At 72.5% G+C, this 15,632-nt stretch carries 13 protein-coding genes; 2 read left to right on the forward strand and 11 right to left on the reverse strand.

Features of this window, described 5'->3' with window-relative positions; genetic code table 11:
• Position 1 precedes the first annotated feature (1 nt).
• The 4 genes from hemC to B207_RS34780 all read right to left on the reverse strand — a co-directional run bounded on the left by hemC (position 2) and on the right by B207_RS34780 (position 4,042).
• Complete coding sequence (gene hemC / locus B207_RS0120910) at positions 2-1,075, reverse strand: hydroxymethylbilane synthase (RefSeq protein WP_018638549.1); 1,074 nt, start codon at positions 1,073-1,075, stop codon at positions 2-4.
• Positions 1,072-2,505, reverse strand: coding sequence for a glutamyl-tRNA reductase (locus B207_RS0120915; protein WP_018638550.1), 1,434 nt, complete (start codon positions 2,503-2,505; stop codon positions 1,072-1,074). The genes hemC and B207_RS0120915 overlap by 4 nt, the downstream gene beginning before the upstream one ends.
• Complete coding sequence (locus B207_RS0120920; RefSeq protein WP_018638551.1) at positions 2,502-3,293, reverse strand: redox-sensing transcriptional repressor Rex; 792 nt, start codon at positions 3,291-3,293, stop codon at positions 2,502-2,504. Before B207_RS0120920 ends, B207_RS0120915 begins: the two co-directional genes overlap by 4 nt.
• Positions 3,294-3,643: 350 nt before the next feature.
• Positions 3,644-4,042 carry a glutaredoxin family protein gene (locus B207_RS34780; protein WP_018638552.1) on the reverse strand — a complete coding sequence of 133 codons (399 nt, stop codon included), beginning with the start codon at positions 4,040-4,042 and terminating at the stop codon, positions 3,644-3,646.
• 389 nt (positions 4,043-4,431) lie between these two features.
• Between B207_RS34780 and B207_RS0120930 the strand changes: the two genes are divergently transcribed.
• Together B207_RS0120930 and B207_RS0120935 are read left to right on the forward strand one after the other, a co-directional pair.
• Positions 4,432-5,367, forward strand: coding sequence for a sigma-70 family RNA polymerase sigma factor (locus B207_RS0120930; protein ID WP_230205138.1), 936 nt, complete (start codon positions 4,432-4,434; stop codon positions 5,365-5,367).
• Positions 5,368-5,571: 204 nt separating this feature from the next.
• Complete coding sequence (locus B207_RS0120935; protein ID WP_026311276.1) at positions 5,572-6,456, forward strand: HAD family hydrolase; 885 nt, start codon at positions 5,572-5,574, stop codon at positions 6,454-6,456.
• 1,174 nt (positions 6,457-7,630) lie between these two features.
• On the opposite strand, the gene B207_RS0120940 is transcribed toward B207_RS0120935, so the two are convergent.
• The 7 genes from B207_RS0120940 to B207_RS0120970 form a co-directional block, all read right to left on the reverse strand.
• Positions 7,631-8,668, reverse strand: a complete 1,038-nt coding sequence (locus tag B207_RS0120940) for a lysophospholipid acyltransferase family protein (protein ID WP_018638554.1) — start codon at positions 8,666-8,668, stop codon at positions 7,631-7,633.
• 257 nt (positions 8,669-8,925) lie between these two features.
• Complete coding sequence (locus B207_RS0120950; RefSeq protein WP_026311278.1) at positions 8,926-9,966, reverse strand: NAD-dependent epimerase/dehydratase family protein; 1,041 nt, start codon at positions 9,964-9,966, stop codon at positions 8,926-8,928.
• 175 nt (positions 9,967-10,141) lie between these two features.
• On the reverse strand, positions 10,142-11,011 hold the full coding sequence (locus B207_RS0120955) for an SAM hydrolase/SAM-dependent halogenase family protein (protein WP_018638556.1): 870 nt from the start codon (positions 11,009-11,011) through the stop codon (positions 10,142-10,144).
• Positions 11,012-11,287: 276 nt separating this feature from the next.
• Entirely contained in the window at positions 11,288-11,386 is a 99-nt protein-coding gene (locus B207_RS38625; protein WP_003948845.1) for a 30S ribosomal protein bS22, read from the reverse strand.
• A 113-nt stretch (positions 11,387-11,499) separates the two neighbouring features.
• Positions 11,500-12,396, reverse strand: coding sequence for a pyrroline-5-carboxylate reductase (proC, locus tag B207_RS0120960; RefSeq protein ID WP_018638557.1), 897 nt, complete (start codon positions 12,394-12,396; stop codon positions 11,500-11,502).
• Positions 12,397-12,497: 101 nt separating this feature from the next.
• Positions 12,498-14,426 (reverse strand): acyltransferase family protein, encoded by a 1,929-nt coding sequence (locus B207_RS0120965; RefSeq protein WP_230205139.1) that lies wholly within the window; start codon positions 14,424-14,426, stop codon positions 12,498-12,500.
• 452 nt (positions 14,427-14,878) lie between these two features.
• Entirely contained in the window at positions 14,879-15,628 is a 750-nt protein-coding gene (locus tag B207_RS0120970; protein ID WP_018638559.1) for a class I SAM-dependent methyltransferase, read from the reverse strand.
• Between the last annotated feature and the right edge of the window lie 4 nt (positions 15,629-15,632).

Consider the following 15,632-nt stretch of genomic DNA (forward strand, 5'->3'; position numbering starts at 1 on the left):
CTCAGCTTGTTCCCATCAGCGTGTGTGCTCCGGCGGACAACAGCTCGTCCGCGAGGCGCTGCCCGAGCGCCTCCGGGTCGACGGCAGAACCGGTGAGTTCGCGCCGCAGGACCCTGCCTCCATCCGGCGCCGAGACCACCGCCCGCAGGCGGATGCCACCCACGGCGGGCGCACCGTCGCCGCGCGTGTCCGGATGCGAGCCGGCTCCTGGAAGGACCTGGGCCAAGGCACCCACCGGAGCGGTGCAACCGGCTTCGATTCCTGCCAGGAAAGCACGCTCGGCTCTGACCGCGACAGAGGACGATGCGTCGTCGAGCACAAACCGTAGCAGCTCGGCGAGTCCTCCATCGACGCCCCGGCCCCGATCTGGTCCGGCCTGATCGGATGCCGGTCCGGCGGCCGGCGTCCGGGCACACTCGATCGCCAGCGCGCCCTGACCGGGAGCGGGCAGGATCACCTCGGGCGGGATCACCTCGGTCACGGCGTCGAGCCGGTCGAGGCGCGCCAAGCCCGCGTGTGCGAGGACGACGGCGTCCACCTCGCCGTCGATCGCCTTCTTGATCCGGGTGTCCACGTTGCCCCGGATCGGCACGACCTCGAAGCCGTGGCCGAGCGCGCGCAGCTGCGCCGCCCGCCGCGGCGACCCGGTGCCCACCCGCGCGTCGGGGCCGAGCTCCGCCAGCGTGCGCCCGCCGGGCGACACCAGGACATCCCGGGTGTCGGCCCGGGGCGGGACGGCGGCGATCACCAGCCCGTCCGGCGTGGCGGTGGGGAGGTCCTTGAGCGAGTGGACGGCGAGGTCGATCTCACCGGCCAGCAGCGCGTCGCGCAGGGCGCTCACGAAGACACCCGTACCGCCGATCTGACTGATCGCCACCTGGGACCGGTCGCCCTCGGTGACGATCTCGACGAGCTCCACCGGCCGGCCGAGCCGGGCCCGCAGCGTCTCGGCGATCTGCCCCGACTGCGCCAGTGCCAGCGCCGAGCGACGTGTGCCCAGCCGCAGTGGCCGGCGCGCCAGCCAGGCGTGCTCCGGCGCGTCGGGCGCTGGGGTCTGCCCTCGGGTCTCAGTCACGTTCTCTCCACCAGATCCAGGTCAGGGGCGGAGACGATGGCTGGCACGTCCCGGGGCAGGTCGAACAGTTCGCGAAGGGCCTCCGCATAGGAATCACCGCCCGGCGCCTCCGCGAGCTGCTGCACCCGCACCGTCGGTGCGTGCAGCAGCTTGTCGACCACCCTGCGGACCGTGCCGGAGACCATGTCCCACTCACGGTTGTCAAGATCGGGCATGCGGCTGCGCAGCCGGTCGAGCTCGTCGCGCACCACCGCCGCCGCGTGCGCCCGCAGAGCCACCACGGTCGGGGCGACCCGCTCCGCGCGCCGCCGGTCGAGGAAGCCGGCCACCTCAGCGGCGACCAGCGACCGGACGGCCTCCACGTCGTGGGACACCTGTGCCCCGTCCAGGGCGACCCGGAGGGCCTCGATGTCGATCAGAGTGACCCCGGGCAACTCCCGCACGGCGGGATCGATGTCACGCGGGAGCGCGAGGTCGAGAAAGACCAGTGGGCGGCCGCCACGGCCCGCCATGGCCGACCGGACCACATCGTGACCCACCACGAGACCGGACGCACCGGTCGAGGAGAGGACCAGATCAGCCCGGCCGATCTCGTGGGCGACGTCGGCCAGGCCGACCGCCCGAGCGTCGTGGGTCTGCGCGACGCGGGCCGCGTGGGCCGGCGTCCGGTTCGCGACGACGACCTCGCCGGCACCGGCCCGGCGCACGGTCTGGGCCGCCAGCGAGCCCACCGCGCCCGCACCGATGATCAGCACACGGGCGCCGGCGAGGGGGGCTGCGTCATCACCCGGGGCGGCCGGTGCGGTGAGACCGGGGCGCAGCATCTCCTCGACCGCGTCCGCCGGGTCGGTTCCCGGACCCGCGACGGGCACGGCCAGCGCGTCCGGGCTGCGGGCCTGCAGGTCGAAGGCCGCCATCCGCACGCCGACCGCGACGATCGAGGCTCCCGCCGCGTCGATGGACGTCTCGGTGTGCGCACGCTTACCGACCCGCAGGGCGGTCTGGAACAGCCCGCCGAGGATCCCGCTGGTCACCTCGGCCGCCTGGGCCGCCCGGAACGCCACCCGCACCTGGCCGAGGATCTGCGACTCGCCGACCAGCATCGAGTCCAGACCGCACACCACCGAGAACAGGTGGCTGACCGCCCGCGCCTCGTGGTGCACGTAGAGGTGGTTCGCGAGGTCGTTCAGCGGCACCCCGCACACCCGGCTGAGCTGGTCGGAGATATCGGCCAGCCCGCCGTGGAAGGTCTCCACCTCGGCGTAGATCTCGGTGCGGTTGCAGGTCGAGAGGACCACCGCCTCGCTGATCTGGTCGGCCGCCACCAGATCGTGGAGGACCTTCGTCGTCTCGTCCGCGGAGACCGCGGCGAGCTCCAGCAGCGAGGTCGGTGCGGTCCGGTGGTTGAGCCCCACCGCCAGCAGGCTCACTCGGAGTCACCCCCACGCGCCACCGCGGGTAGCGGCACATCCGGCGCCACCCGTGACGGCGGTGGCACCACCCGACGGGTCATCCGCACGACCTCACCAGCCTCGTCATCCACGGTTGCGCCCGGCCCCGGCCCGCGACCGCCCGCCACGGCTCCGGCGGGCGGGCCGGGCGACGGACGTTTGCGAGCCTCGTGAAAGGAGAGAATCTGCAGTTCCAGGGCAAGGTCGACCTTACGCACATCTACTCCCTCCGGCACCGAAAGCACCGTGGGGGCGAAGTTCAGGATGCTGGTCACGCCCGCTGCGACGAGACGGTCGCAGACATGCTGGGCCGCCGCCGCCGGCGTGCAGATCACGCCGATGGTCACCTGACAGTCCTCGATGACCGCTTCCAGCTCGTCGACCGGGCGGACGACCACCTCGCCGACCCGCTCACCCACACGGGACGGATCCGCGTCGACCAGCGCCGCGATGCGGAACCCACGGGCGTGGAAACCGCCGTACCCGGCAAGTGCATGCCCGAGGTTACCCACCCCCACAAGCACCACCGAACGGTCTTCGGTCAGGCCGAGCTCGGCCGAAATGCACTCCAGCAGGATGCCCACCTCGTACCCGACCCCACGCGTCCCGAACGAGCCGAGCTGCGAGAGGTCCTTGCGGACCTTCGCCGAGGTCACCCCGGCGGCGGCGGCCAGAGTGTCCGAGGACACGGTGTGCACCCCACTCTCGCCGAGCGCGGTCAGCACACGTAGGTAGAGGGGCAGCCTGGCGACCGTGGCCTCGGGCATCGACGATCTGCCCGACAGCCGCCCGGCCCCCCGCCGTGGTTGACGCATCCGCGGCTCCCGACATCGTTCGACAGTGCGGGCCGGCTACTCGGCCCCGTGGACCGGTGGCCGTGCCATGCGAGACGGCCCCGCCGGCCTGCACGGGTCTGCTCCGCGCGGTCACGCCCGGCCCGGTGGTCACGCCCGAGCAGCGGGCGCGGCCGGCCCGGCGCTCCGTGCGGCCGACGACCGCGTCTGCGTCTGCGGACCCACAGATCTGCGGACCCACAGAGTCTACGACTTCGTGAAGGGATTCACGAAGTACTGAGGCCCGTGCGACCCCCACCCCGGCCGGCAGCCCAGGTCGCCCCCTACCGGGCGGAACGCCCCGACCGCCAGGACCACCGGTCGCCGGCCAGCGCCCGGCGCAGCCGCTCCTCCTCGACCCGCCAGTAGCCGTGCTCCCGACCGTCCACGAGAATGACCGGCACCCGGTCCCCGTAGGCATCGACGGCGGCCGGGTCGGCATCGACATCGGTCTCCCGCCAGCTGACACCCAGCTCCGCACCGACCCGCGCGATCACCTGCCGCGCGTCGTCGCACAGGTGACAGCCGGCCCTGGTCACCAGCTCGATCCGGGTCGCGGCCGCCTCGTCGCCGGAACCGGTGCCGGAACCGGCGCCGCGGTGGCTCGGCCCGGCGCCCGGGGCGGGATCACCGGACCCGGGAGGGTGCTGCCGTTCGGAGTTCGCTGCGCGGGCGTCGATCACCCCAGCGACGATAATGCTTCCGCGGCGAGCGGATACCTACCATCGGGTGACAACCCACTGTCCGTCGGCGACTGGCGGCGGGTTACGGTACCTGGTCTCCCTGGACGGGCCTCCTGGCTACACTCAGCTACCCGACGGCTATGGTGGTGGCGCCCATCACCGCCCGCGACGTCCTTGCCGGGAGCCCGTATGCGCACCACGACGCGCCCCACTCGTCGACGGTCGCGGCACGGCGCAACCGGCATCGTTCCTGCCAGGGCTGCTTCCCCGGAAACCGATCCCACCGGAACCCCTCCCACCGGAACCGATCCCACCGGAACCGATCCCGCCGGAACCGATCCCGCCGGAGCTGTCCCTGCCGGAACCGTCACCGCGGCGCCCACGGGCGGGTGGGCCGCCCGACGGACGGCGGCGCGACCGGCCGGGCACGTGGGCATCCGGCCGGCGGGGACACCGTGCGCCTGCTGATCACACCGGCGAGCGCGCGCGGCGGGATCGCCGGTGGCGTCGGCGGCCACGTCCCACGCGCCACACCCGTCCTGGGACGCCTCCTCGCCCTGCTACCGCTGCTCGGTACCGCCGCTGTCATGTCCCGCGCAACCGCCGGGAATGCCACCCGCATCGACGCGTCGGAGCCGCAGCACCCGCCGGAGCCGACTGACCGGTCGAACCGGTCTGATCGGCCGGGCCTGCGGGGACTGCCGGACCTGATGGACCGGCCGCAGCCGGCGGCCGTGGCGCGCCCGCCGGATCCACGGGTGGACGCCGACCTCGTCCAGCGGGCCCGCCGCGGGGAGCGGGAGGCGTTCGGTCAGATCTACGACCGCTACGCCGACTTCGTCTACCGCTTTGCCTTCTACCGTGTCGGCGGCAACCGCGCGGTCGCCGAGGACGTGGTCTCCGAGACGTTCCTGCGCGCGCTGACCAGGATCTCGACCTTCGAATGGCAGGGCCGGGACATCGGCGCGTGGCTGGTCACCATCGCCCGCAACCACATCGTCGACCTCGCCCGCTCGGGCCGGGCCCGGCTGGAGTTCCCGGCCGCCGACCTGTTCACCACCGCCGAGAGTGGTGTGGGCCTGCGCACGTCCGTCCCGGGTCCGGAGGACACCGTCCTGTCCGCGCTCAGCCTGCGCGACCTGCTCCAGGCCGTCAGCTCACTGGGCTCGGAGCAGCGGGAATGCGTCACGCTGCGGTTCCTCGAGGGGTTGTCGGTGCGCGAGACCGCACAGGCGATGAACAAGAAGGAGGGGGCGGTGCGGGCACTGCAGCTACGGGCCGTGCGTGCCCTTGCCCGCAGCCTGCCCACGTCACGTGGAGACTGACGGCGGGCCGGTGCCGGCTTCCCGGGGCCGCCGGGGTCGTAGGCTGACGGCGCCGCCCACGGGCCCGGGCAGCCGGATCTCCTCCGGCGCCCGCGGGCGGGCATGCCACGATTCCACCGAAAGGATCGAACATGCGTTCCAGCGTCGAACGCCGTCTCCTTCCCGGCCTGAACGCCGGGGCCTCCATGCCGCGAGCCCGATGACATGAGGGTGCGACGGCGCAAGGACCATCTGCACGGCCGCGAGGCGGCGGAGGCGGCTGCCACCGCCGCGCTGAAAGTTGCCGCCGAAGAGGTGGCGAAGCCCCCGCCGGACGAGTCCGCCGCGGCCTTCTTCGACGTCGACAACACCATGATGGCCGGCGCCTCGATCTTCTACTTCGCCCGCGGCCTGGCCGCCCGCGACTTCTTCGACTCCCGGGACCTGCTCAAGTTCGGCTGGCAGCACATCAGCTACCGGGTACGTGGCCTCGAGGACCCGAACGGCATGCGGGACGCCCGTGAGGCCGCGCTCGCCTTCGTCGCCGGGCGCAACGTCACCGACATCGTCCGCTACGGCGAGGAGATCTACGACGAGCGGATGGCACAGCAGATCTACTCGGGCACGCACGCCCTGGCCCAGCAGCACCTCGATGCCGGGCAGCGGGTCTGGCTCGTCACCGCGACCCCCGTCGAGCTGGCGTCCATCGTCGCCCGGCGGCTGAACCTCACCGGCGCGCTGGGCACCGTCAGCGAGGTCGCGGACGGCTGTTACACCGGGCGCCTCGTCGGCGAGCCGCTGCACGGGCCGGCCAAGGGCGCGGCCGTGCAGGCACTGGCCGAACGCGAGGGACTCGACCTGGCCCGGTGCTGGGCCTACTCGGACTCGATCAACGATCTGCCGATGCTCTCGCTTGTCGGGCATCCGGTGGCCATCAACCCGGATCCCGACCTGCGCGCGGTCGCCAGGGAGCGGGGCTGGCTGATCAAGGACTTCCGCACCGCCCGCAAGGCGGCCAGGATCGGCATCCCGACGGCCGCCGGGCTCGGCGCCCTCGGCGGCGGCGTGGCCGCCGGTATGGCACTACGCCGCCGCTACGGCGGAACCTGACGGGGCTGCCCGCCGGGCGGCTCGGGCGAAGCCGGGGCTCGGGCCGGGCCGGGGCTGGCGCTCGAGCTGGCCACTTACGATGGGTGTCCGGCCGATGGGTAACACCAATGTGGGTGACACCAGTGTCGGAAACCAGCCCCAGCCATCGACCGGGACGTCCCGACGACCGTCACGCCAGCCGGACCAGAACTGCTCCCGGACACGGCGAACGCATCTGGCGCGCACCGGCAGCCGTCAACGGAACGTCCGCACCCACCTGCCGGACGGACGGCGGCCCGCCGAACCGGTCCCACCGCGTCGGCGGCGGCCCTCAGGGATGCCGCCAGACGACTGACCAGCCGTTCTCCACACTCCGGAGCAGGGTCGCGCCGAGCATCGGCGGTGGCGGGCAGTTGTATTGACGATGGAAACTAAAGGGCTCGCCGTGGCCTCTACTTTCCGAGGGCTTGCAGAATTCCCACCTCAGCCGCCGTCAAGGTATCCCCCAGAAAGACCACAGGAAGGTCATTTCGCCAGGCAAACGGTCCGCCCGACCCCTCCGCTATTGTGTCCAGCGATGTCAGATCCCAGCCGTCACCGGATCGGCGCCGCCGCATCACCAGGCCAGACCATCGGGTTCCACCTTCGGCTGGGCGACCCGAAACCGGGGATCGGCACGCGAGAATCTGGCACCACTGACACCTTTCGCCTCGAGTTCAGGCCCTCCCCTCAAATGATCGACTTCCTTCGCGTGGCCTTTCCCGAGAATGTCTTGACGTCGACCAAGGTCGATGTTTTGCAAGGCCTCAAGAGTGAAAGGCCACGGAAAGGTCTTTAGTTTCCATCGTCGACACATCTGCCCGCCGCCGCCCACGCCGTGGGAATCTCGGTCGCGCATCGGAGAATGGCTGTTCAGCGGCTTGACGGCGCTACCGGAGCCCACGGTCACGAGTGGACGGCACGTCTCGACGGGTCGCCGACGCGCCGTCCACCACCGTCGCGGTCCGAACGACATCCACCGGCTTCGGCGGCGGGGCGACCAGCGCCCGGACCGCTCCCCAGCCCAGCGATCATGACTTTCGGCGGCACGTCCGGCAGGCAGCGTGGAGCCGTTTTCCAACACGGTTGCCACCTTTGCCGACACCGCCTGGGGTCCGCCGGCACGGCCTCCGCCCGGCCCCGCCGGGCGAGTGGTTCAGAAGAACACCGAGCGGCGCTGCATCAGCAGGCCGTACAACGTGTGCTGGATCGTCTCCCGGATGCGGTCGGTCAGCTCGAAGACGAGCATCGGGTCGTCGGCCGCGGCCGGCGTGTAGCCAGCCGTGTCCACCGGCTCACCGAACTCGATGATCCACTTGCTCGGCAGCGGGACAAGGCCGAGCAGGCCCAGCCACGGGAACGTCGGCGTGATCGGCAGGTACGGCAGCCCCAGCACCCGCGCCAGTGTCCGGGAGTTGCCGATCATCGGGTAGATCTCCTCCGCGCCCACCACGGTGCACGGCACGATCGGCGCCCCGGCCCGCAGCGCAGCCGAGACGAAACCGCCGCGGCCGAACCGCTGCAGTTTGTACCGTTCACTGAACGGCTTGCCGATGCCCTTGAAGCCCTCCGGCCACACCCCGACGAGATGGCCGGCACCGAGCAGCCGCTCGGCGTCCGCCTGACAGGCCAGGGTGTTGCCGGTCTTGCGGGCCAGCGGCGCGAGGAACGGCACCGCGAAGACCAGATCGGCGGCGAGCATCCGCAGGTGTCGGTGGGCCGGATGGTGGTCGAGGATGGCCACGGCGGTCATCAGCGCGTCCATCGGGATCGCGCCGGAGTGGTTCGAGACCACGAGTGCCCCGCCCTGGTCCGGAATGTTCTCCAGCCCCCGGGTCTCGACCCGGAAGTAGCTGCGGTAGATCGGCCGCAGCAGCGGCGCCACGACATGCTCGGTCAGATCGACGTCGAAGCCGTGCTCGTCCACGGTGTACTCGCCGGTGATGCGGCGGCGGAGGAAGGCCAGCATTTCGGCCAGCGCCCGCTCCAGATCCCCGGGACCGGCGGCCCGTTCCTCGGCGTCAGCATCGGCCTCGGCCTCGAATCCGCCAGCCGCGGCGATATCGGCGCCGGTGCCGGTGTCGGTGCCGGTGCCGGTGTCGAATCCGTCCTCGGCACCGACACCGCTCTCCGTCCCGAACTCGAACTCCGACCCGAGCTCGGGTGCAGGGCGGGGCGGTGGCTCCGCCGTCACCGCGGCAGCGGGCCGGGCCGTGGTCCTGCCCTTCCCACCGCGTGCGATGCGGGAGCCGTTGGCCCGACGCGAGCCGTTCGACCCGGCCGACCCGGCCGACCCGGCCGACCCGTTCGATCTCGGCGATCTGGGCTGGTCCGACTGGCCCGCGCCACCGGCGGGCGGGCCGGGGCTCCCCGGCGTCGCCGGGCCGGTACGTCCCTGCGGCGGCATCGGCACATCGGCCTCTCTCCCCGGCCCTCCGGGCTGGCCGCCCATCAGGACGCCCCGGCGGACCGGCGACCGGCGAGCGCGCCGCGCAGGCCGTGCTCCACCCGTGTGACCAGGTCGTGGTCAATGGTGAACCGCAACTGCCGGTGCCGCACGAAACTGTCGAACGTCGCGACGGTCGAATACCGCGGAACGTACCCGAAAACCTCCTTGAGCCTGGTGGTGTCCACCGCGCGCCCGTGCGCGAGGAAGCCCAGCTGTTCGGAGGAGAAGTCGACAAGCCGCAGCCGGCGCGCGATGTTGCCCAGCGAGCCGACGGCCGGGAAGGGGACCGGCAGCGGCGGTCGACCGGCCCGCCGGATCGCCTGGGACAACAGCAGGACACCGTCGCCCGCCACGTTGAATGTCCCGGCATGGTCCTCGCCGGCGGCCTTCAGCAGGACGGCCATCGCATCGTCGGCGTGCAGAAGCTGGATGCGCGGGTCGAATCCGAGAACGGTGGGCACCACCGGCAGGTCGAGATACCGGGCAAGCGGTGTGTCGACGCCGGGGCCCAGCACGTTCGCCAGCCGCAGCACTGTCACCGCGATGTCGGGACGCCGCCGCCCGAAGCCACGGACGTACCCCTCGACCTCGACGGCGTCCTTCGCGTACCCACCGCCGGGGAGTCCGCGCGGCTCCATCTCCTCGGTGAACAGCGCCGGGTCCCGCGGCGACGAGCCGTAGATGGACGTCGTCGACTTGACCACCAGCTTGCGGACCCCGGGGGCCTTCTGGCAGGCGGCGAGGAGCTGCATCGTCCCGATGACGTTGATCTCCTTCATCGCCGTCCGCCCGCCGGCGCCGAGCGGTGTCGCCAGCACGCTCAGGTGCAGCACGGTGTCGATCTCCGCGGTCGAGACCACCTTCGCGATCAGCGGGTTGCGGATGTCCACCCGGACGAACTGGGTGCGCCCGAGATCCTCCGTCGGGGCGATCGTGTCGACCCCGACGATGTCGACGATCTCCGGGTCAGCGGCGAGCGCCGCCGCGACCTGAGCTCCCAGGGGACGCGACACCCCCGTCACAAGCACGCGACGTGGCCTCATGGACACCTCCCGCGCAGAACTCTCCGAGGTCGGCCAGCGGCTGGCCCTGCGGGTCATCGTACGCCGCGCGCGACCCTCTTAGCTGCACAGCGTCACATCCAACCACCCGAAGCGCTACTTAGCGTAGCCGAAGGCCGATCGAGGTGCCCGAACCACCCCCCTGCACCCACGGATGTCAGAACCGCTGGACCGCCTGGGACCTCACCGCAGGCCTCGCGCCGCCGGCGACGGCGGTGGCCGTCCGCGGGCCGGTGCGGGGCACCTGCGCGACCACGACGGCGTCTCCGCGCCGCAGCCGGAGCACCTCCGCCGCCCGCCCGCAGTTCACCGCGATCATGACCTGGCGCAGGGCGTCCTCGCAGAGCGCCAGCTCGCCGGCGCCGACCTCGCCGTAGGTGTGGGCGAAGGGCATCGTGTTGAGCCGCGCGTCGGCCCGCACCTCGACGCGGTCGCCGAGCAGGATGCCGGCCGCCTCGAGCTCGGCGCGGGTCATGTTCAGGGAAAGATTCCCGAAGTGGTCCACCGACACCACCTCGCCGTGGACGTGGTCGTCGTCCACCCGGCAGGTGCGCGGCTCGACCGAGACGAGCTCGGCGACGTCGAGCCGCGGGCCGACGTCCGCCGGGGAGAGCCCGGTGGCGAGCCGTGCGGCGACCGGCGCGTACACGTCGCGGCCGCGGAACACCGCGGTCGGCAGCGGCAGCCACAGGTCCGGGTTGGAGATCTCGTAGGCCTCCTCGGTCCCGCCGAGAAGCTCCCAGCCGAGCGAGGCGACGCCGTTGTCCGGCACGACGAACAGCGATCCGTCCGCGGAGCGGACGACGATGCCGCGGGTGTAGCCGCTGGCGTCGAGCTGCTCGACCACGACCAGATGAATGCCGGACGGGAGGTAGCCGATGGCACCGACGAGGGTCACCGCGGCCTGGCCGACGTCCTGCGGCTCGATCGAGTGGCACAGGTCGAGGACCCTGGCCTCCGGCGCGTGCCTGGCGATGATGCCGTGGCAGACGCCGACGCAGGCGCCGTCCACCCCGTAGTCCGACATGAATGTGATCCACGCGCTGGCCATCGAACCCCCTGTGCCTGGCCGGCGCCGTTGCCGGCCACCCGACCAGCGTGCCATACAGTCACGGAGCAAGCACGAAGGAGCACACAGAGTGAAACGGAGATGTTACATGGAGGGTGCGCGGGCACCCGCAGGACGAGGTCGAGCCCGACGATCAGAACATTCCGCGCAGCAGCGGCCGGCGGCGTCGGCGGTGACCGGCACCCGGCATCACCCGGCACCCGGTACTCGCCCGCCCCCGCCGCCCGCGGCCCGCTACTTCTTGTTGCGGCGCTGAACCCGTGTGCGCTTGAGCAGCTTGCGGTGCTTCTTCTTGGCCATACGCTTGCGACGCTTCTTGATTACTGAACCCACGAACCCGACCGATCTGTTGACGAAGTTTTTCCGAGCGAGCCTACCCGCCGGAACCCTGCTGCCCGGCAACCGGTGCACCTTCGCAGCGGACGTCGATGCCGAGCTGGCACATGTCAGGAGGCGCCGAGCTCGCGGGAGCGGGCGCACGCCGCCTCCACCGCGTCCAGGACCGCCGCCCGGACACCGCCCCGGTCCAGCTGGCGCAGCGCCGCGATCGTGGTGCCGCCCGGCGAGGTGACCGCCTCGCGCAGCAGGGACGGATGCTCGCCCCCACCAGCACCACCGGCACCGCCCGCACCGCCCGCACCACCGGGACCACCGGGACCACCGGGACCACCCGCACCGCTGGGACCGGGCGCGTCGCGCAGCATCCGCGCGGAGCCGGCGGCGGTCTGCACCACCAGCTCGGCCGCGAGTGCCCGCGGGAGTCCCAGCAGCACCCCGCCCTCGATCATCGCCTCGATCAGGTAGAAGAAGTAGGCCGGGCCGCTGCCGGAGAGTGCCGTGACCGCGTCGAGCTGGGCCTCGCTCACCCGCACGACCCGCCCGACCGGGCGCAGCATCTCCTCGACGGTGGCGAGGTGCTCGTCGCCGGCCCCCGGGCCGGCGCACAGGGCCGACATCGCCTCGTCCACGAGCAGCGGGGTGTTCGTCATGACCCGCACGACGGCGGTCCCCGGCGGCATCCGCTCGGCGACGAAGGCGGACGTCACGCCGGCGGCCACCGAGACGACCAGCGCCCCGGGCCGCACATGGTCGCGGATCTCCGCCAGCACGGAACCCATGTCCTGCGGCTTGACGGCCAGGACGACGACCTCGGCCTCGGCCACCGCGGCCGGCGGGTCGACCACCTTCACCCCGAACGACGCGGCGATCTGGGCGGCCCGCCGCTCGTCCCGCTCCGCCGCAAGCACGTCGGACGGCGTCCGCCCGGCCCGCAGCAGGCCGGACAGCAGCGCGCCGCCGAGCCGACCCACCCCGACGATCGCGAGAACGCTCCTGCCCTGCACAGATCACTCCCTCAGCTCCACCGCCCGCCACCTGCCAGCCGGGCAGCGGCGCCGCCGGTGCAGGTTACGACCTCCCCGACCCGCGCGTTCCTCCAGCGTCCCTACCAGCTCTCGCCCGCGCCGGGCATCGGCCCGAACAGCGGGTCGGACTCGGCTGCCGGGCGGCCGGGCTCGTGCCCGGGAGGCGGGCTCGGGCGGCGCCCTGCCTCGGCGCCGGGGTCGGCGATCGCGGGCAGGCGCAGGTTCATGGTCTCGCCGACCATGGTGGCTCCGGCCGCCCGCGGGTCGGCCGGAGCCGGGGTCGCGCCGACGCCGACGCGGGTGTCCGGCCCGCGGTGCAGCGCCGGGTAGGCGGCCCAGTCCGGCACGGGTGTCGGCTCACTCCAGCTGCCCGGGCGACCGGAGCCCACGGCGGGCCCGTGCTCGTACACCGGTGGACCGTCCGGGCGGTCGTAGGTGACCGAGCCGGGACGCGGCCCGCCGAAGCCGGTGGCACCGGGCGCGCCCACCCGGTCGCGGCGGTCGGCCTGCGGCGGCACCTGGCGGGGATCCCGATCGCGCAGGGGGTAGCCCTCATCCACCCAGTCGACGTCCGCCTCGGCCCAGGACTGCGTGCCCACCGGCTCCGGTTGGCGCGGCTCCCTCTGATCCGGCAGGTCTGACAGGTCCGGCAGGTCCGGCAGGTCCGGCAGGTCGTCCCGGCCCGGCCGGTCGCCGTCACCGAGGCTGACGGGCGGGCGGGCAGCCTCGTCGGCGGCGGGACGCACCGGGCCGCGCGGGGTGTCCGACCACTTCGGCCGGCGGGCCTGGATGGGCTTCTCGACGAAGCGGTTCACCACGTAGGCGGTGATGGTGGTGGCCACGGCGGCGACGAAAACCGCTGGCCACAGCCCGATCCGGGGCACGAGCTGGCCGGCCGCGGCCGAGATGAAGGGGTAGTGCCACAGGTAGATGGTGTAGGTCATCTTCCCGAGCCAGGCCATCTTCGGATGGCCGAGCAGGCGCACCCAGGTGGCGTCCCGGTTCACGTCGGCGCCGATGATCAGGATGGCGCCGAGTACGGCGGTCGGCACGTAGGCGGTGTAGTCGATCCAGTTCGGGTCGTGCGCATCCTTGGTCGGCCCAAGGAAACAGAGGAGCAGCATCACGATCGCGGCCGGCAGGCCGAGGGCGCCGAGCCGGCGGCCCGTCGTCCAGCGCCCGACCGCGGCGCGGGTGGCCGCGGAGGAGGCACCGCGGCTCCGGTCGCCACCGGAGCGGTCGGCCGCCGCGCTCTGCCCGTCCGTACCGGGCTTCCCTGCGGCGGGGTCGTCCCGGCTGGCCGGGCCGGCAAGGGCCCGCAGGCGGTTGTCCCGCCAGACCGCGAGCAGGGCACCGATGAGCAGCGGCGCGATGTGGGTGTCGGCCGCCAGGTAGATCCGGGTGCGCGGGGCGCCGTTCACGGCGAGGACGTACGTCCAGCCCAGGACGAGGCCGATCGACGCGATCAGGAACACGAGCAGGTAGGGCCGCAGTCGTGCCGACCGTGCGAACAGCACGAACGCGAACGGCCAGACCAGGTAGAACTGCTCCTCCATCGACAGCGACCAGACGTGGGCCAGCCAGCGGCCGCCGCCCTCCGGGTGGGCGACCTTGTACCAGTTGTTGACGTTGAAGAAGGCGCTCAGCGCGCTTTTGACGTACTCGTCGCGGTAGGCGATGTCGTCCCACTTGAAGACGACCGTCACGGCGAGGCCGACGAGCAGGTAGAACCACATCCCCGGCATCAGCCGGAACGCCCGCCGCACCAGGAAGCGCCCGATCGAGACGGTGCCCGTCCGGGCCCGCTCGGCCACCAGCAGGGTGGTGATCAGGAAGCCGCTCAGCACGCAGAACATGTCCACGGCGACGTTGCTGGCGCGGATCGCGCCCATGTGGCCGGCGAGGATGATGAAGATGCAGACGACGCGCAGGCCGTCGAGCGCCGGGTTGTAGGCGAACTTCGCCGCGGCGGTCGCCTCCGCGGCGCTCGCGCGCCTCGCCGCCGGCACCCCGGGAACCCGCGACACTCCGGATACTCCAGACATTTCGGGCACAGCGCGGCGCCGGCCACCAGGACGCCCAGAGCCCGGCGGGCCGTCGGTCACAGACCGGGAACCGGCTCTCACGATCGCGTGTCTCCTCGTCCAGCCAGGGAGACCGCGGCGAACCGGGCATGGGCACCCGGCCATCCCTGGACCGTCGTCCGTCCACGGCCGGGGAGGAGTCGACCGCCCCGCCATCCGCGGACAAGGTCACGACCGACAAGTCGGCCAGAAACCCACGAACCCACAAAACGATAGCGGATGCCCTTTATCAGACATTCACCTACGTGCCTGCCAGACCGCCACACCGGAACGCCAGGACCTCGACATCTGGCGGCCACCAGCGGTCGGGCGCGGGCGGGCACAGGCACGGGCAGACACGGGCGGACACGGGCGGGCGAGTGCAGGCAGCGCGGCCGTCAGGGGAGCCGGGCGACCACCAGCACCGTGCGGAAGGGCTCGATGATCAGGCCGTCCGGGAAGGAGCGCAGCAGCGAACGGCGCTCGGCGGCGAGGAAGTCCTCGACCCGGTCACCGATCGCGGCGACGAACGACTTCGAGCGCAGCCACGTCTCGTACCGGTCGAGGTCGATCTCCCGGTACCACCGGCAGGTCACGGTGACAACCTCGGCGAACAGCCCGGTCCAGCGCAGCTCCTCGGCGAAGGGACGGCTGCGGTAGTCCCGGGTGTAGCCGGGGCTCATCGCCTCCAGCCTGTCCTGCTGGCGCTGGTACCAGTGGAAGTCCTCGGCGTCGACGTCGTTCCACCACACGGCGAGCGAGCCGCCCGGACGCAGCACCCGGGCCGCCTCCGCCGCGGCGGCGGGCACCCCCACCCAGTGCCAGGCCTGGGCGTAGGTGACCAGGTCGGCGCAGGCGGCACGCAGCGGCAGCGCCTCCCCGTCCCCCCGGACCACGGGCAGATCGGGGCTGTGCCGCCGCAGCCGGTCGAGCATCACCGGGCCCAGGTCGACGGGCAGGACCTGGGCGCCGCGGGCGAGCATCGCACGGGTGGCTATCCCCGTCCCGGCGCCGACGTCGACGACGCCGGCCCCGGCGACGGGACGCCCGGCCAGCATCTCCAGGTCGACGAAGAGCTGGTCGGGATAGCTCGGCCGAGCCTGGTCATAGGCGTCGGCCAGCGGGTCGAAGAGTGATCCGGGACTCACGCAC

This window comes from Parafrankia elaeagni (genome assembly GCF_000374165.1).
GTDB lineage: Bacteria > Actinomycetota > Actinomycetes > Frankiales > Frankiaceae > Parafrankia > Parafrankia elaeagni.